This is a genomic window from Kangiella sp. M94, assembly GCF_054926195.1.
Map to the genome: position 1 here is coordinate 2,052,752 of NZ_CM142903.1, position 17,206 is coordinate 2,069,957.

At 45.3% G+C, this 17,206-nt stretch carries 13 protein-coding genes; 4 read left to right on the forward strand and 9 right to left on the reverse strand.

Annotation, left to right across the window (positions count from 1 at the left end; translation table 11 throughout):
* Positions 1-193: 193 nt before the first annotated feature.
* Positions 194-589 carry a hypothetical protein gene (locus tag ACYTXU_RS09465; RefSeq protein ID WP_462206463.1) on the reverse strand — a complete coding sequence of 132 codons (396 nt, stop codon included), beginning with the start codon at positions 587-589 and terminating at the stop codon, positions 194-196.
* 214 nt (positions 590-803) lie between these two features.
* Positions 804-1,760 (reverse strand): PstS family phosphate ABC transporter substrate-binding protein, encoded by a 957-nt coding sequence (locus ACYTXU_RS09470; protein ID WP_462206465.1) that lies wholly within the window; start codon positions 1,758-1,760, stop codon positions 804-806.
* Between the two features lie 521 nt (positions 1,761-2,281).
* Here ACYTXU_RS09470 and fabA point away from each other — a divergent pair.
* Positions 2,282-2,806 (forward strand): bifunctional 3-hydroxydecanoyl-ACP dehydratase/trans-2-decenoyl-ACP isomerase, encoded by a 525-nt coding sequence (gene fabA, locus ACYTXU_RS09475; RefSeq protein ID WP_462206466.1) that lies wholly within the window; start codon positions 2,282-2,284, stop codon positions 2,804-2,806.
* Positions 2,807-2,853: 47 nt separating this feature from the next.
* Complete coding sequence (fabB, locus tag ACYTXU_RS09480; RefSeq protein ID WP_462206467.1) at positions 2,854-4,071, forward strand: beta-ketoacyl-ACP synthase I; 1,218 nt, start codon at positions 2,854-2,856, stop codon at positions 4,069-4,071.
* Positions 4,072-4,501: 430 nt separating this feature from the next.
* On the opposite strand, the gene ACYTXU_RS09485 is transcribed toward fabB, so the two are convergent.
* From ACYTXU_RS09485 to ACYTXU_RS09515, 7 genes are all read right to left on the reverse strand, one after another.
* The gene (locus ACYTXU_RS09485) at positions 4,502-6,304 is read right to left on the reverse strand and encodes a sensor domain-containing diguanylate cyclase (RefSeq protein WP_462206468.1); all 1,803 of its coding nucleotides are present in this window, start codon (positions 6,302-6,304) and stop codon (positions 4,502-4,504) included.
* 362 nt (positions 6,305-6,666) lie between these two features.
* Positions 6,667-7,950: a phosphate regulon sensor histidine kinase PhoR gene (gene phoR / locus ACYTXU_RS09490; RefSeq protein ID WP_462206469.1), complete on the reverse strand. Its 1,284-nt coding sequence runs from the start codon at positions 7,948-7,950 to the stop codon at positions 6,667-6,669.
* Positions 7,951-7,974: 24 nt separating this feature from the next.
* Positions 7,975-8,667 (reverse strand): phosphate regulon transcriptional regulator PhoB, encoded by a 693-nt coding sequence (gene phoB / locus ACYTXU_RS09495; protein WP_462206470.1) that lies wholly within the window; start codon positions 8,665-8,667, stop codon positions 7,975-7,977.
* A gap of 57 nt (positions 8,668-8,724) precedes the next feature.
* Positions 8,725-9,456, reverse strand: coding sequence for a phosphate signaling complex protein PhoU (gene phoU, locus ACYTXU_RS09500; protein WP_462206471.1), 732 nt, complete (start codon positions 9,454-9,456; stop codon positions 8,725-8,727).
* Positions 9,457-9,518: 62 nt separating this feature from the next.
* Positions 9,519-10,361, reverse strand: coding sequence for a phosphate ABC transporter ATP-binding protein PstB (gene pstB, locus ACYTXU_RS09505; protein WP_462206472.1), 843 nt, complete (start codon positions 10,359-10,361; stop codon positions 9,519-9,521).
* A 48-nt stretch (positions 10,362-10,409) separates the two neighbouring features.
* Complete coding sequence (pstA, locus tag ACYTXU_RS09510) at positions 10,410-12,017, reverse strand: phosphate ABC transporter permease PstA (RefSeq protein WP_462209412.1); 1,608 nt, start codon at positions 12,015-12,017, stop codon at positions 10,410-10,412.
* 41 nt (positions 12,018-12,058) lie between these two features.
* On the reverse strand, positions 12,059-14,314 hold the full coding sequence (locus ACYTXU_RS09515) for an ABC transporter permease subunit (RefSeq protein ID WP_462206473.1): 2,256 nt from the start codon (positions 14,312-14,314) through the stop codon (positions 12,059-12,061).
* A gap of 249 nt (positions 14,315-14,563) precedes the next feature.
* On the opposite strand from ACYTXU_RS09515, the gene ACYTXU_RS09520 reads away from it, so the two are divergent.
* The gene (locus ACYTXU_RS09520) at positions 14,564-15,697 is read left to right on the forward strand and encodes an OprO/OprP family phosphate-selective porin (RefSeq protein ID WP_462206474.1); all 1,134 of its coding nucleotides are present in this window, start codon (positions 14,564-14,566) and stop codon (positions 15,695-15,697) included.
* Between the two features lie 337 nt (positions 15,698-16,034).
* Positions 16,035-17,120 carry a mechanosensitive ion channel domain-containing protein gene (locus ACYTXU_RS09525; RefSeq protein WP_462206475.1) on the forward strand — a complete coding sequence of 362 codons (1,086 nt, stop codon included), beginning with the start codon at positions 16,035-16,037 and terminating at the stop codon, positions 17,118-17,120.
* Positions 17,121-17,206: the final 86 nt, after the last annotated feature.

Here is a 17,206-nt window from a genome sequence, read left to right on the forward strand (position 1 = left end):
AGGGTGGCCCTTGGCCCACCGAATGAAATATCGCAACCCCGTTAAACCAATATCGGCGGTCCAAGGCCCGCCCTACAAAATATGTTGAGCCACCCTCATCGAGAAAACCACTGCATTGCTACCGGAGCCTACATTCTGTACTAAAAAAAAGAGCGCCACTGTGGCGCTCCTATCTTCTTTCAACTGCATAGTTTTAACGGTTAACTTCTTCCCATAATCCTAGTTGGATATCTCTGGAGAGATGTGTAATCCAGCTATTGTAGTTTCGATGAATTTCACCATTTTTATAGTGCAGATTTTGGCTATCAACATAATTAATGCTGTAAGCTGAGGTAGTGAAGGTAATATTGATAATGGCTGTGTGTTGACGCAAATCAAGTCTCGCTTCAACCAGCCCGGGCTTAACTACCTTTGGCTTCCACCCTCTCTTAATTGCCGCACCAACAATAACTTTTTCAATTTGGTTTAACGTTAAATCGCCTTGTTCTGAAATGTTGTTTACAGGTTCATTATTAACATTGAGAACAGGTGCTGTCTTGCAAGCTACAAGTAAAAGTAATCCTGATATAAGTATTAAAATTCGTTTCATGTAACAGTCCTTAGTGTAATTATAGATAATAAGCTCGCGTAGCTTACAAAATTTTCACAATAGTGGAAAGCGTCAAATTAAAAAGTAAACGGCTGTGGTGAGACACTTTTACCTAAATTGATAATCACCAACCTATAATAATTTTTTAAACCCATAAAAAAACCGGCTCAATTGAGCCGGCTAAAGTTGTTACTTACTACAGGGTTGTACTTTATTACTTCATTAACTTTTTCAATTCTCTTTCAGCAACGCTGGCTGGCAATGGAATGTAACCATCTTTTACTACCACTTCCTGACCAACTTTAGAAAGTACCATCTTCATGAACTCTAATTCGATTGGCGAAAGAGGCTTGTTAGGGTGCTTGTTGACATAAACAACCAGCTGACGACCTAGTGGATATTTACCAGAAATCGCGTTTTCAGCATTAGCTTCGTAGAACTCACCGCCTTCTTTCTTGGCCAATGGTACAGCTTTAACACTTGATGTGCGGTAGCCGTAGCCTGAGTAACCGATAGCGTTCTTAGACAAGCCAACTGACTGAACTACTGAAGCAGAACCTGGTTGCTCGTTAACGCTGTTCTTGAAGTCGCCTTTACATAGCGCATGCTTTTTGAAGTAACCGTATGTTCCTGATACTGAGTTACGACCATAAATTTGCATATCGCCTAAGTCTGCCAAGCCTAGCGCTGACCAGTTAGAAATATCTTCACCGCCGCACTTGCGAGTTGAAGAGAAGATACCGTCAACTTGAGCAATGGTCATACCTTCGATTGGGTTATCTTTATGCACATAAACTGCTAAAGCATCAATTGCTACCGCGATAGCCGTTGGCTTGTAGCCATGTTTCTTTTCAAAAGCTTCAAGCTCTTTGTCCTTCATTAAACGACTCATAGGGCCGATATTTGACGTACCTTCAGTCAATGCAGGTGGCGCTGTAGAAGAGCCCGCTGCTTGAATCTGGATGTTAACGTTTGGGTATTGACGCTTGAACTCTTCAGCCCAAAGGGTCATCAGGTTAGCCAATGTATCTGAACCAACACTAGAAAGATTGCCAGAAACGCCGCTGGTTTTTTCATATACAGGAAGGTTTTCATCAACTTTAGCTTGTGTTACGCCAGCAGAGAATGCTGAAACCGCAGCCACTAAAGCAACTTTTTTAAATAAATTCATTTCATTTCTCCAACTTATCTTTGGTTGGTATCAATCGCTAAGAGTCTCTTGATACCGATTATGATTAACTAACGTGGTTATTATGCTGAGGCTTTATTAAAAGGATATGACTCAAATATGACGCTTTTATGACATCTATTTGCATGCTACATGACAAATATGAACCCTGAACGCAATCCTCTTAACAAACCTAGTTCGCCAGCAGTTGGTTAGTATCTTAAGTTAGAGATATGTCAGTTTGATGACAGCTGATGTACGTTAACGCAACTTATCCAACCTACCAATCCCGTAGGGGCGACTTGCGGTCGCCCACTCGTCTTGCGACCGGACGCATTGCCCCACCCCATCAATAAATCAAACCGACCCTCCCCAAAATCAATAATATGACTTCAATCAACGATCCAACACTCCGTTCGCTTTATTATGCAAGGTCAAACCAGTATCCGCTCCAGAAACAGGCATAATGCCTACCCATTGATATATTCAATAAATCAGTTAATTCACATCACATAAGGTGTTTCATGTTACAAACTAATCAATACTCCTACGACGAACTAATTGCCTGCGGCAACGGTGAATTGGTAGGACCTCAGGGCAACAAGCTGTCGCCTTTACCTTTACCTAATATGCTGATGATGGACCGTATCACGACAATCACCAATGAAGGTGGTGAGTTTGGCAAAGGCTTCATTGAAGCAGAACTGGATATCTCTCCGAAGTCCTGGTTTTTCGATTGTCACTTCAAAGGCGATCCCGTTATGCCAGGTTGCCTGGGAGTTGATGCCATGTGGCAATTAACTGGCTTCTTTTTGTCTTGGCTTGGCTGTCTTGGAAAAGGGCGTGCGCTAGGTTCTGGAGAAATTAAATTCTTTGGTCAAGTGCTACCCGCGGCCAAAAAAGTCATGTATCGTATTGACGTTAAACGTGTGATTCAGCGCAAGTTAAAAATGATTATTGCCGACGGCTCGGTTTCTGTAGATGGAAAGAAGATATACACTGCGGAAGACTTAAAAGTCGGGATTTTCGACAGCGTCGAATCATTCTAACCCAAATTCAGTATCGAACAGATCTTAAAAGATAATCGTAGAATATTATGAAAAGAGTCGTTATTACAGGCATGGGCATCGTTTCATGCTTAGGAAACAATGTTGAGGAAGTTGCCGAGTCATTAAAGCAAGGCAAGTCCGGAATTAAATTCAAAGAAATCTATAAAGAAAAGGGATTGCGTAGCCATGTTGCTGGCAAGCCTGATATGGACATTAAAGATCATATTGATCGCAAAATTGTCCGCTTTATGGGTGATGCCGCAGGCTATGCCTATATTTCGATGCAACAAGCCATCGAAGATGCGGGCTTAACCGACGATCAGGTTTCCAACGTCCGCACCGGTTTGATCACTGGTTCCGGCGGTGGCTCACAAGGCACTCAGGTCGAGTCAGTAGATATTGCTTTGGAACGCGGCGTAAAACGCGTTGGCCCCTATGCGGTGCCTAAAACCATGGGCAGCACCACTTCCGCCTGTCTGGCCACGCCGTTTAAAATTAAAGGCATCAACTACAGCATCACTTCTGCTTGCGCGACCAGTGCCCACTGTATTGGTAACGCATTTGAACAAATCGCCATGGGTAAGCAGGACATCGTATTTGCTGGCGGTGGCGAAGAAGAAGATTGGCGCTTAACCCTGTTGTTTGACGCAATGGGCGCGCTATCCAGTAAATATAACGATACTCCAGAAACCGCATCGCGTCCTTACGACGCAACCCGTGATGGCTTTGTCATCTCATCCGGTGGCGGCATTCTGGTCATGGAAGAATACGAACACGCCAAAGCTCGTGGCGCAAAAATCTACGCTGAGTTAGTTGGCTATGGCGCAACCTCTGATGGCTACGACATGGTCGCCCCATCTGGCGAAGGTGCGGTACGCTGTATGCAACAGGCGCTGGCAACCGTTAAAGGCGATATCGACTACGTCAACACCCACGGTACCAGTACCCCAGTCGGTGACACTGCAGAGTTGAAAGCGATCAAAGAAGTATTTGGCGACAAGCTGCCGAAAATCAGCTCAACCAAATCACTGGCCGGTCACTCACTCGGCGCAACTGGCGTACATGAAGCTATCTACAGCCTGATCATGATGCGCGACAAATTCCTCGCTGCATCAGCTAACATTACTCAGCTCGATGAAGATGCAGAAGGTATGCCAATCGTACAAAAACGTGAAGATGGTGTGGAAATTAAGCGCGTCCTTAGCAACAGCTTTGGCTTCGGCGGCACCAACGCCTGTCTCGTCTTCGAAAAATACGACCAATAAGCAACAACTCTTCTGGTAGAGGCGGGCCAATGTGCCCGCCTTTTTTATCCTTCGTACTGGCGACCTGCGGTCGCCCTAGAACTAATGTTATGATTTAGGGCGAGCGCAACTCGCCCCTACAGTGTATTTGTTGGATGGCCGCTGCGCCTTATCCAACCTACTTGCTGGGATTCGTTCCACTGGGTCTGCCCCTTAGGTGCATCACCAGCCTACGAAAGCATCCTATCAACCAATTACACCGACCAATATGCTCCAACCCTTCGTAGCAGCAGGCCCCACGCGACATCTTCGTAGGGGCGACTTGCGGTCGCCCTTTGCACCCCATAATTATGGTTGGGGAGCCAATGCACCCCAAAATATATTTGGGCAGGAAAATCTTAAAGGCTTTTGTACAGACAAGCCATATATTGATGTGCTGGCTAGCTACAATCTACTCTTTTGTCTGAGCCATAGTACAATCGCGGCCAGCTTCCTTGGCACGGTACAGCTGCTGATCTGCTGCATTAACCAATTCGTCCGGTTCGTTCTCGCCATCCGGAATCGCAATCGCCACTCCCAGACTGATGGTGACCCGATCGTAACCGTCCAGGTCATCGCGTAAAATGTTGAGCTCACGGACCGCTTCACGAGCCGCCTCGGCGACCTTGAATGCTCCGACTCGATCAGTATTGGGCAGAATCAGGGCGAACTCTTCACCACCGTAGCGCGCGGCCAGGTCGGCTGGGCGGTGCAGGCTGGCCTCAAGGGTTCTGGCGACGACTTTCAGTGCCTCATCACCACTCTGATGGCCAAAATGGTCATTATACTCTTTGAAATGGTCGATATCGCAGATCACCAGTGCCAGCGGTGTATGCTCGCGTCGACCACGTTGCCACTCCGCATCCAACACCTCATCAAAATGCCTACGATTGGCAATGCCGGTTAGACCATCAAGCATGGAAAGTTTTTCCAGCTCATCATTGGCCCGCTGTAACGCTTGAGTCCGCTCAGCTACTCGTGCCTCCAAGTCGTTAATCAAACGCCTTAACTCTCCGGCCATCTTAGAAAAACTCAATCCAAGCTGATTAACCTCGCGGATCGGGCTATTATGCTCCAGCTGCTGTTCTAGCTCTCCAAGAGCCAAACGATCAGCACGCCGACTGATCCGCTCCACGGGTGCAGCGATGCGCCGAGCAAGCATAAGGCCGATAACCGTACCAACGATTACAGCCAACAGAGTAAAGATCGAAGTCTTTCGGGCACCATCAACTAATGGCGCGGTGAAGGCACGCTCAGGCAGCACTACTCCAACGACAAGTTCCAATCCATACTCATTGCTTAGTCGGCGCAAATCAAACAGATAGCGCTCTCCTTCGAACTCCACAGTAGCCTGACGGTTCTCTTTAACCTCGTGCAGCTTCTCACCAACAGTACGCAGAAGCGGATCAGGATGAGCATCAATGGTAATAAGCTCCAATTGTTCGCTGTCGTGATTATAAATCGGTGTCTGGGTTGAGCTTGCTATCATAGAACCGTTGGGTTCGATAACGAAAGCCAAACCACCATCCCCCACAGGCAGAGACTGCAAATATTTACCAATGTGCTCTAACGCAAGATCAACCGAAGCCAGACCAATTAACTTTCCCTCGCTATCTCTGATCGGAGCCGCGATGCCGGTACCAAGACTGTTATATGTGCTATGACGGTATACAGGATACCAATAAGGCTGTTGATGCTTGCTGGCGGGAGTCATAAAAGGCCGCACGCGCGGGTCGTAACTTTCAGGCTCAGATATGCGCCGATCACACAGCCCTTGTTCATCGACACTAAAATGAGCAATCGTTAAAGGCTCGCCATCAATATTACAGATTAGATGCGCCGCCTCCTCACCACCCGGGGGGCGGGTCGAGCCGATATAACGCCCGTCAGAAAAAGCAACCGTCATGAAGGTCAAATAAGGGAGCTGCTGGATTTGGTCATAGAGCATCGGTGCCAGAACCCGAATATCGCCCTGGTCTGGCCGCTCGCGCAACACATGCTGCCGATTGAGTTGAACTAGAGTAGCTGGCGTAGCAAAGAACTGCTCCAAATGTGATTCGATGCGTGCGCCTAGCTCAGCACCAAATAATCGCGCAGCGCGCTCGGTACCCTGTTGCGCATTGTGATAGGAAATCCAGCTGATGGTGCCCACTGCGCCTATGAAAAGTAGTAGGAAAGGTACTGTTAGCAGAGTTCTCAGGGAAATGTTGCGCATAATAATTTACAAAATTTCCTTTTAGTCCGAGAGTTTATTTTTTGTAGTCTTGGTCTGAATTATACGGTGGGTGGAATCTTTAGTATGGATAGATTCGTTAATACCGCTATTTTGCTAAATTCATCACATAACCGTATGAAAAACGTACCAACCAACGGCATAAGTGTCAAGTTTTTTTACACTTTTTGATTGGTTGCACTAATGGACAGGCCTCGCTCCCAATATATTCCTAACTTTAGTAGGGGCGACCTGCGGTCGCCTTTGAACTAATTTTTTTGATTTAGGGCGAGCGCCGCTCGCCCCTACAGAGTAGTTGTTGGATGACAGCTGCGCCTGATCCAACCTACAGTGCTACAAGGTTTTTATTTCGCGAATACGCAGCTGAAGGTGCTGCCTTTTCCGATCTGGCTTTCGATTTTGAGTTTGCCGTTATGGCCTTCGAGGACGTGTTTAACGATGGCGAGGCCGAGGCCGGTTCCACCTTGTGAACGGGTGCGTCCGCTGTCGACGCGGTAGAAGCGCTCGGTGAGTCTTGGGATGTGCTCTTCGGCGATGCCGGGGCCGTTATCCTGTACTTCGAGGATGAGGTTGTTGCCATCTTCTTTCCAGAAGATGTCGATTCGGCCCTTGGCCTGGGTATAGCGTACGGCATTGAATATGAGATTTGAGAAAGCGCTACGCAGTTGTTTCTCACTGCCGTACAGATGGGCATTAGTATGAGAGTGGAATAAAATTTGATGTTCTTTCTCACCGCTGAGTGAGCGTGCTTCCGCACAAATGCTATCCAGCATCAAGTTGACATCCACTTGCTGTTTGCCGTTTTCCTCCGCCTTGGCATCCAACTTGGATAACAGCAATAAGTCATCCACTAAATGCCCCATGTTTAAAGCTTGTTGGCGCATCATTTGTAACGGCTTGGCAACGGATTCAAGTTGTGGATTGTTTTCGGGATCAAGCATTTCCAGATAGCCGGTGATCACAGTAAGTGGCGTTCTCAGCTCATGCGATACGTTGGCGACAAAGTCCTGGCGAACTCTTTCCAGGTGCTGCTTCTCAGTAATATCACGAATTATGACCAGCCTTTGATCGTCGTTGTACGGTGTGATGCGAATATTAAGAATTAACCGTTCATTAGCTGGAGAGTTAATGATCAGGGGTTTATTATAATCACGCGTTTGCTCGTACTCGATAAAGCTGGGATGACGTAATAAATTGAAGAGCCGTTGCCCAATATCCGTACTCGACTTTAGCCCCAACAGGCGTTCTGCTGCGCGATTGAACCAGCGAATCTCACCGTTATTACTGATAATCAGTGCACCGTCCTTTAGCGCTGAAGTTGAGGCTCTAAATTCAGAAATAATCCCTTTAAGCTTTTTAAGTTCTTTACGGTGTTTTCGTTGCAGCACAAAAAGATGGTTAAAGATCTCGCCCCAGATGCCGGGCGCGGAAGGTGGGTATAGGGCTCTTGATTTGACTAACCACTTATACAGGCGAGACAGTTGAACCAGATTCCAGAATAGATACGCAAAAATGACGACTGCAATGGAAGCGGCGGCACGATCAAACAGTGAACCAATCAGACCAACAACTAGGATGATAAAGGCCAGCGTCCATACTTCGGTTTGCCAGTAACGATTCGTCCACATGATGATAGTACGCCTTTTGCTTAATTATTTTGCCGAGAAACGGTAACCAGATCCTCGCACAGTTTGCACATAGTTTTCTACATTATAATCTTGCAATGCTTTTCTTAAGCGACGGATATGAACGTCTACAGTCCGCTCCTCTACCACGACCTGCTGTCCCCATACTGAGTCAAGCAACTGTCCACGCGAATACACTCGCTCGGGATGACTCATGAAGAAATGAAGAATTTTATACTCGGTCGGACCTAAGTGCAGTTCTTCGCCGTTAATCATCACTCGATGACCTGCCGTATCTAGTTGTATATTTCCATGCGAGATTTGTTCGCTAGGATTATTTCCCTTACCACTACGACGTAGTACCGCTTGTACTCGCGCTAACAACTCTCGTGGCGAAAAGGGTTTAACCACATAGTCATCAGCGCCCGCTTCCAAACCTTGGACGCGGTCATCTTCTTCGCCGCGCGCTGTTAACATAATCACCGGCACATCCTGATACTTCTGATCTTTTTTCAATTTCTTGGTCAACTCGACGCCGGAGGCACCCGGTAACATCCAGTCCACCAGCATAATATCGGGCATGAATCCCTCTTTTAACAAGCCGAATACCCGCTCGGCAGTGGCTGCCTGCTCTACCTGATAACCCGCTTGTTGCATGCAAAAGGCGAGCATTTCACGGATGTCGCGTTCGTCTTCTAAGATTAAAACTTTTGCACTCATGTGTTTTCCTTTTTTCAGCTATTTCTTCGGCTATTTCTTCGAGGATCCTAAGACCATTTATTCATCTTTTGCCAGGCGCTGCATTTCATCCCAGCTTTTATGACGCACATCTTCCCCTTGCACCAGGTACACCACATACTCGCAGATGTTGTTCGCATGATCACCGATCCGTTCCAGCGCTCGTGCTGACCACATAAAGTCCAGCACCTCTGAAATTCGACGAGGTTCTTCCATCATGTAAGTTATTAACTGACGTGAAATGGCATTGTATTCTTCATCTGCCTGATTATCCAACTTAGCCACATTCACAGCAGAGTCAACGTCCATGCGAGCAAAAGCATCTAATGCATCATGTAGCATCTTTTTAACATGGTTGCCTAAATGTAATAACGCACCATAGTGAAGTTTGACATGAGCAGGTGCCATTTCTTTATTGGCAAGTGCTTTAGCCATGCGCGCTACTTTTTCTGCTTCGTCACCCATCCGCTCGAGATCAGTAATGGTCTTCAATATGGTGACAATCAATCGCAAGTCACCGGCAGCAGGCTGACGCTTTGCTAGAATTTTAGTGCACGCCTCATCAATTTTAATTTCTTTGGCATTAACCATTTTTTCATTAGCAATAACTTTATCGGCAGTTTCGCTATCATTATTAGTAAAAGCATCCAGCGCCAATGTGATTTGCTCTTCTACAATACCACCCATCGCCAGAACTTCTTCGCGCAGGTTTTCTAAATCAGCATTAAACTGTTTAGAGATGTGCGTTCCTAAGTGTTCGTTATCCATCATAATAAACCTCGTTCACCTTTCTAAATTAAGGCCTAGACTTAACTTGCCATGCAACCCTGTCATTAACCGTAGCGACCGGTAATATAATCTTCGGTCTTTTTCTTGTCAGGGTTAGTAAATATTTTATCGGTATGATCAAACTCAACCATATCGCCCATATACATAAAAGCAGTATAGTCCGAAACACGCGCTGCTTGTTGCATATTATGAGTAACAATGACAATGGTGTAGTCATTCTTCAATTCATTAATCAACTCTTCAATTTTCAAGGTTGAAATAGGATCCAGAGCAGAAGCTGGCTCATCAAGCAATAAGACTTCAGGCTGTACCGCAATCGCTCGTGCAATACATAGACGCTGTTGCTGTCCACCGGACATGCCTAATGCATTTTCGTGCAATCGGTCTTTAACTTCGTCCCAAAGTGCAGCACCTTTCAATGCCCACTCAACCACCTCGTCCAATACGCGGCGTTTGTTTATGCCTTGTAGACGCAATCCATAAGCCACATTCTCATAAATTGACTTAGGAAATGGATTAGGTTTTTGAAACACCATCCCTACCTTGCGTCTTAGTTCAGCGACATCAACACCAGGTCCATATACATTCTCGTTACCGAGACGGATTTGACCTTCAGTGCGAGCGATATCCACCAGGTCATTCATTCGATTAAAGCAGCGCAGTAACGTAGATTTACCGCAGCCTGACGGCCCGATAAAGGCTGTTACTTTTTTTTCTGGGATCTGCAGGTCAATATCAAATAGCGCCTGTTTATCACCGTAAAAAAGGTTGAGCCTCTCAACTTCAATCGCAATCTTCTCATCCACTAAAGGATTATGCTTCTGCTCTTGATTTGCCTTACTACCGTCTTGCTGTGTTTGTTGCTGTAAGTCTTGCTCTTGTGTCATCTCTGTCACCTTTCAGTTGCTCAAAGTATCTTGTCTTTTGCAGTAAAATTACTGTTCAAGCGCTTTATACTTTTCGCGTAAATTGTTACGAATTTTAATGGCTGCGATATTGAGAATAATAATAATCAGTACCAGCAACAAAGCGGTCGCATAAACTAATGGACGCGCAGCTTCGACATTTGGACTTTGGAATCCCACATCATAAATATGGAAGCCAAGGTGCATAAACTTACGCTCCAGATGCAGGAAGGGTGCATTGCCATCAAGTGGAAGGGTTGGTGCAAGCTTTACTACACCAACCAGCATCAATGGCGCCACCTCACCCGCTGCTCGCGCTACCGCAAGAATCAAACCTGTCATCATTGCTGGACTTGCCATCGGCAATACTGTTTTCCATAGTGTTTCGAATTTAGTTGCGCCTAAAGCCAGACTGCCCTCACGAATCGATTTAGGAATTCGTGACAAACCTTCCTCGGTAGAAACGATCACTACCGGTAAGGTCAGCAAGGCCAAGGTTAATGACGCCCAGATTAAACCTGGTGTACCAAACATCGGCGCAGGTTTCACTTCTGGGTAAAAAAGGTCATCTATTGATCCACCCAGAAAATACACAAAGAAACCCAGACCGAATACACCGTAAACAATGGATGGCACCCCCGCCAGATTATTGACTGCAATTCTGATGGTTCGCGTTAAAGGCCCTTGCTTGGCATATTCACGCATGTAGACCGCCGCAACTACGCCCAGCGGCGTTACTACCACCGACATAAGCAGCACCATCATAACGGTACCAAAAATTGCTGGAAATACGCCGCCTTCGGTATTGGCTTCCCGTGGCTCATCAAATATGAACTCGCCAAGCTTCGAAAAGTAATGTCCCGTTTTCTCCAAAGTACTCATTTTATTGGGTTGGAAAGCACGTACCATGTTGTTAGCCGTAACATTAATGGTGCGCCCATCAACCAGTTCAAAAACCGCACTGTCCCGCTGAATCTGTACATACAAATCTTTTAGCTCGCCCTGAAACGATTGAAAAGATTGCTGCAGCTCTTGTCTGCGTCTTTCTAAATCAGCTTGAGCTTCCTCTGTTAACTCGCCTTCAATTTCCAGGCGGCGCTCTTCGAGGCGAAGCTGCTCAATATCATAGTTAATACTACCGATGTCATCTCTTTCGATTTCACGAATTTGTTCGTGTAGCTCGGTTGCACGCTCGACTACTTTTTCTAGCGCACCAAAATCACCTTCAATTACTTTCCCATCAAAGTTGACGGTTTTGACGAAACCATAGACATTGCCCCACTCGCGGCGCTCAACGACAACAACATCTTCGTTAGTTGAAGTAGACTGCAAATGTTTTAAATCTAACCAACGAAAGTCGATACCGTACATATCACGGTTGCCCACTTTAAGCAGGTATTGCTCGCGAATAACACCATCCTGTGTGTCTTCTTCATGGCTATGAATTTCACCGAGTACTAATTCCTGCTTTCCATCAGCATCCAACGTAAATGTTTGAACATCCGCCGGCCAGAAATGAATCAAACCACGATAGGCAATCAGTAATAGAAGCCCGACTACCATCAATATAGAAATACTGATAGCGCCTGCATTGAGCCAAACCCAATGTTGTCCGCCTTGAAAGAATTTTTTACTCATCATTCAACTCGCTTAATATTCTTCATCAATTCTTATTGGGTTTATAGTGAACCGTACTTATTGCGCAAACGCTGACGTACAATTTCCGCAATAGTGTTAAATACAAAGGTAAACAGGAAAAGCACAAATGCTGCCAGGAACAGTACCCGATAATGCGAACTTCCTACTTCCGATTCCGGCATCTCAACCGCAATATTGGCTGACAGTGTGCGGAAACCTTCAAAAATATTCATATCCATAATTGGCGTATTGCCAGTGGCCATCAATACGATCATGGTTTCACCAACCGCACGACCAAGACCAATCATTAAAGCCGAGAAAATACCTGGGCTGGCGGTTGGAATAACCACACGGGTTAATGTCTGCCACTGACTTGCGCCAAGCGCCAATGAGCCATTGGATAAATGTTTTGGCACACTAAAAATCGCATCTTCAGTAATAGAGAATATGGTGGGGATCACCGCAAAACCCATCGCAATACCAACTACCAACGAATTACGTTGATCGTAGGTTATGCCCTGCTCATTTAGCCAGGCAGGCATGTTGCCATTGAACATCGCCGACTCCACTGGCTCGCCTAACCAGAACGCCAGCACAGTACCGAAAATAATAATTGGAAATAATAAAGCTGCTTGCCAGCCATCCGGGACCCTATGCTTGATGTTGCCCGGAAGTTTTGACCAGGTTAAACCGAAAAGAACGGTAACAATGGGTAAGAAGATGATTAACAGAATCACCCCTGCCAAGTGTTCTTCGATTAAGGGTGCCAACCATAAACCTGCCAAGAAACCCAAAATAACAGTAGGCAATGCTTCCATAATTTCTACGGTGGGCTTTACCATTGAGCGCATTTTTGGTGCCATAAAGTAAGCGGTGAAAATAGCACCAAAGATGGCTAAAGGCACAGCAAACAGCATCGCGTAAATAGCTGCCTTAAAAGTACCAAAACTTAATGGCACCAGTGAAAACTTGGACTCGAAATCATTGGTAGAAGCTGAAGATTGCCAGGTGTAACTAGGTTCTTCGTAACTTTCATACCAGACTTCACTCCAGATTGCCGACCATGAAATTTCGGGATGTTCGTTTTCTACTGCAAACACTGTGGCCTGGCCGTCTTCGCCAATACCAACTAAACGCTTACTACGAGAATTTATGGCCAGAGCCTGAAGGCCTTGCCCAAAATCAAACTCCTCTAACTGACGCTCTGATGTGGTATAGAAAATCCCCATCTTGCCTTGCGTATCTGCTGCAATAAATCCTTTACGTCGTTTTTCGATAATGATTTGTGAAATGGCGTTGTCTGATAATTTAAAGTCACGAATTTTTCGCAAATTGAATCCATCGTCGCCACGCACCTGGAACCATTGACTGATCACACCATCACTATCACCAATCAATAAGGACGTTTGCCCTAGCAAGAAAACGGCTTCAGTAACCGCTTTACCGTCAGCGACTTCTTTCTCATTAAATAATGACTGACGTTCATGTAACTCCCACTCGTCATCAATATGGCGGTATGCAATTAAGTCGCCCGCCTCACTGATAATATAGAGCCAGTCAGGACCAGGAGTGGTTAGTACATATTTTGGTGCAAAGGGAATATCAAAGCTGTCGCGCGATTCTTCTTCAAGGGTTAATTCTTCAGTCAGAAAGTTCTGATCGATGGAATAAGTGATTGTGGTAACTTTCTGATCGGCTCCAACTGAAGCAATCACAATCCCGTCTTCCCAACGACTGCCGAACAATCGAGTGATCTCCGTATCAGTCAGCTCAAAACTGTCCTCGCCAAAGGGATACAGCAATTGCGGCTCAATGTGCCGCTCATTATTGGGATAACTGATCTTATATTTGTGTGAAAAAAGTTGGAAGCTACCATCAGCGAAGCCAGCAGCCATTAAACCCTTCAAATCCAGCTCAGCGAATGCTGTTGGGGGTGCGTCATGCAAAAAACGAGCCTTCTCAATCAATTGACCATCGCCTACATTGAAGAAGCCAAGATCGCCACTTTTACTGATAGAAAAAGCAATTTCACCGTATTCTTCTACCGCCATATACTGCGGCTCGTCTTGTTGCCAGCTATAATCCTGCTGTAACTCAACGCTGGCAGGTTTAAAAATCGGAAAAACCACCCAAAACAGATAGAAGCAGATCAGCCCCACGGCTCCGATCACCGAAAGCCCGCCCAGTCCAATACTGTAGCGAGCGACTAAGTCATTGATTTTTCTGCGCTTATGTTTGCCACTTCGGGTCTGTTCGTCCAAAAGCTTGCGCGTGGTCTCTTTTACTGATGTATTCATGACTAATTAACCATTTATTGATGCAGGTTAGTATAGAGGTGAATTGTTACAGTTATATTAAGGTTCTTAAGAGGCTGGGGTGGTAATGTGACAGTCAAATTTCACTATTGTGATAGGCATGAGGTTTGTAAAAAGTTTCATGACAATAATGAGTTTCACAAACCCTTCGCTTTTCTGTCATGGAAATGTCATAAAATCTCCGTAAAATTGCCAGCGTCAATTAATTAAACCCCATTATTGGAGAAGACAATGAAATTAAAACTAATCGCTGTAGCCGTAGCTACTGTAATCTCTGCTCCGGCATTTGCCGAAGGCGAATCTTCTGCTAAAGCTGGTAGTGGCTTTAAAGTGGAGACTGGTGACGTAAGCCTATCAGTTGGTGGTCGTTTGCAATATGACATCGACATGTTTGATGGTGAAGCATTTAGCGGCACCGATGACTCAGGTTCAGATTCTGAACTACGCCGTGCTCGTATCTTTGTTTCTGGCAAAATTGCTAAAGACTGGTCCGCTAAAGTTCAGGCTAACTTTAATGACGCAGATAGCGAAGCCAACCTTGAAGACGCTTACATCAAATACACAGGCTGGGAAACTGCAGACCTAACGTTAGGTAAACACAAAGAGCCTTTCGGTTTGGAAGAAAACACTTCATCTAAAGACATCACTGCTATTGAGCGCACCATGATTATCAATGCATTAGCCCCAGGTAAAAACTATGGTGCTTCTTTAGGTAATGCATCAGATGACTTTAGCTGGAAATTCGGTGTGTATGACCGTGGCGACGAAGGCGGCAACATTGCAACAGCTTTCACAGGACGCGTGACTTTTGCCCCAGTTGTTTCTAAAGACGAAGTATTCCACCTAGGTTTTGGCTACACGCAAAGTCGTTTAGCTGGCGATACTTATGGGGAAGCTGATCAACGTTTAGAAATCCACACTGCAGACGAGAAAGTGGGTTCAGGCTCAATCATCGGTCAAAGCATCAGCGCTTACAACTTGGAACTTGCTTACTCAACGGGTCCATTCCACGCACAAGCTGAATACTTCGATGGTGAAGTTGACGGTGGCTTGGCCGCTGATACTGATATCGAAGGTTACTATGCTCAGGTAGGTTACATCCTAACCGGCGAATCACGTCCGTACAGCAAAGGCGTATTCAAGCGCGTTAAGCCAAAAGGTGACGCAGGCGCATGGGAAGTCTTTGGTCGTTTCAGTAGCTACGAGCCAGGTACAGATGAAGCTGAAGCTTTCACTGTAGGTTTGAACTATTATGCAAATGCAGCTGTTCGCATCGGTTTGAATTATGTTTCAGGTGATATGACTGAAGGCGGCGTTGATAAAGATGGTGATGCATTAGCAGTACGTTTCCAATACGTATTCTAAGCAAAACCAGAAATATTTAGTTTCATGATTAAGGGCGCACAATGCGCCCTTTTTTTCTGTTTACTGACGGGCCAAGGTCCGCCAAATGGCCGTATGTTGGTGATGAGCGCAGTGAATCCCAACATATTCTTTAAATACCACTTTTTGTTGGGATTCACTGCGCTCATCACCAACCTACATAAATAACTTTCTTTTGTACGGACAAGAGCCTGCCCCATGGGGTACTCATGAGTTGTCCCTACGACACGATAATCTAAGTTAAATCATCAAGCGCAACACTCCTTGCATCACTCCTGTAAACAATTATGATAGGAACAAATACCAAGGAGCGAATACCATGTCAGATTTTCTCGGCTTTGATTGGACCAGCCTGTTCTGGCCAATTGCAACCCTCGTTATCGGTTTCTTTGCCTATCAACTTTTACAAAAGTTTTTTGCTCTAAGTAAAAACAAAAATACTAATGTGGTGTTACAAAAACAATTAACCAATATTGTTTTTATGTTGTTATTGATCATTATCTTTATATTAGTTCTACCTATAAAAGATACCTTAAAAAATCAAATCATAGGCCTTATTGGTATCGTGCTATCTGCTTCTATTGCATTAAGCTCGGCAACCTTCCTTGGCAATATCATGGCTGGCATCTGGCTTCGCTCGGTTCGTAACTTCAGGCTAGGCGATTTCATAGAAGTAAAAGGGATGTTTGGCCGAGTGTCAGGGCGTGGACTATTGCATACTGAATTACAGGATCGAGAACGTGATTTAATAACACTGCCCAACTTGTTTCTAGCGACTAACCCGGTCACCGTTATGCATAGCGATGGCACTATCATTTCTACTGAAATTTCGCTCGGTTACGACGTTGACCATAAAGTTATCGAGCCTTTACTGATTGAAGCAGCTGAAAAAGCAGAGCTTGAAAAACCATTCGTCTATATCGAAAAACTCCTCGACCATGCCATAGTGTATAAAGTCCATGGCTTAGCAACCGATATTAATACTTTGCTCTCAAGTCGCTCTAAACTAAACGCCTGTGTCCTTGATAGCCTGCACCGGGCTAGTGTTGAAATCGTATCGCCATCCTTTAGAAATCAGCGGATGGTGGATAGCAAGATATTCATCCCTGAAGTGTTAGTGGATAAATCAGGTAACATTAAAAAGCCTAAGAGCCACGAACCTGAATCAGTCATTTTTGATAAAGCCAATAAAGCCGAGCAAGTGGATCAGACCCGTCAGCAGATTGAAAAGCTACAGGAAACCGTTGAAGAAATGTCTAAAACAATCAAAGACTCTACGGATTCCGATCAAAAAGATAAAATCAAAGCCAAGCAACAGAAAACTAAAGAAAAGATTGAGTCGCTTAAAGAACAGCTGGTTATTGAAGAAACCGAGTTGAATAAAGAAGGCAAAGGCGAGGATTAATAAAATTAAAGGGCGAGCGTAGCTCGCCCCTACAAAATAAAGGTACTATTTATAGGATGGGTTAGGCAACAGCCGTAACCCATCAC

Coding starts and splice junctions, on each gene's coding strand:
- ACYTXU_RS09465 (WP_462206463.1), bottom strand. CDS start 589: ATGAAACGAATTTTAATACTTATATCAGGATTACTTTTACTTGTAGCT.
- ACYTXU_RS09470 (WP_462206465.1), bottom strand. CDS start 1,760: ATGAATTTATTTAAAAAAGTTGCTTTAGTGGCTGCGGTTTCAGCATTC.
- fabA (WP_462206466.1), top strand. CDS start 2,282: ATGTTACAAACTAATCAATACTCCTACGACGAACTAATTGCCTGCGGC.
- fabB (WP_462206467.1), top strand. CDS start 2,854: ATGAAAAGAGTCGTTATTACAGGCATGGGCATCGTTTCATGCTTAGGA.
- ACYTXU_RS09485 (WP_462206468.1), bottom strand. CDS start 6,304: ATGCGCAACATTTCCCTGAGAACTCTGCTAACAGTACCTTTCCTACTA.
- phoR (WP_462206469.1), bottom strand. CDS start 7,950: ATGTGGACGAATCGTTACTGGCAAACCGAAGTATGGACGCTGGCCTTT.
- phoB (WP_462206470.1), bottom strand. CDS start 8,667: ATGAGTGCAAAAGTTTTAATCTTAGAAGACGAACGCGACATCCGTGAA.
- phoU (WP_462206471.1), bottom strand. CDS start 9,456: ATGATGGATAACGAACACTTAGGAACGCACATCTCTAAACAGTTTAAT.
- pstB (WP_462206472.1), bottom strand. CDS start 10,361: ATGACACAAGAGCAAGACTTACAGCAACAAACACAGCAAGACGGTAGT.
- pstA (WP_462209412.1), bottom strand. CDS start 12,017: ATGAGTAAAAAATTCTTTCAAGGCGGACAACATTGGGTTTGGCTCAAT.
- ACYTXU_RS09515 (WP_462206473.1), bottom strand. CDS start 14,314: ATGAATACATCAGTAAAAGAGACCACGCGCAAGCTTTTGGACGAACAG.
- ACYTXU_RS09520 (WP_462206474.1), top strand. CDS start 14,564: ATGAAATTAAAACTAATCGCTGTAGCCGTAGCTACTGTAATCTCTGCT.
- ACYTXU_RS09525 (WP_462206475.1), top strand. CDS start 16,035: ATGTCAGATTTTCTCGGCTTTGATTGGACCAGCCTGTTCTGGCCAATT.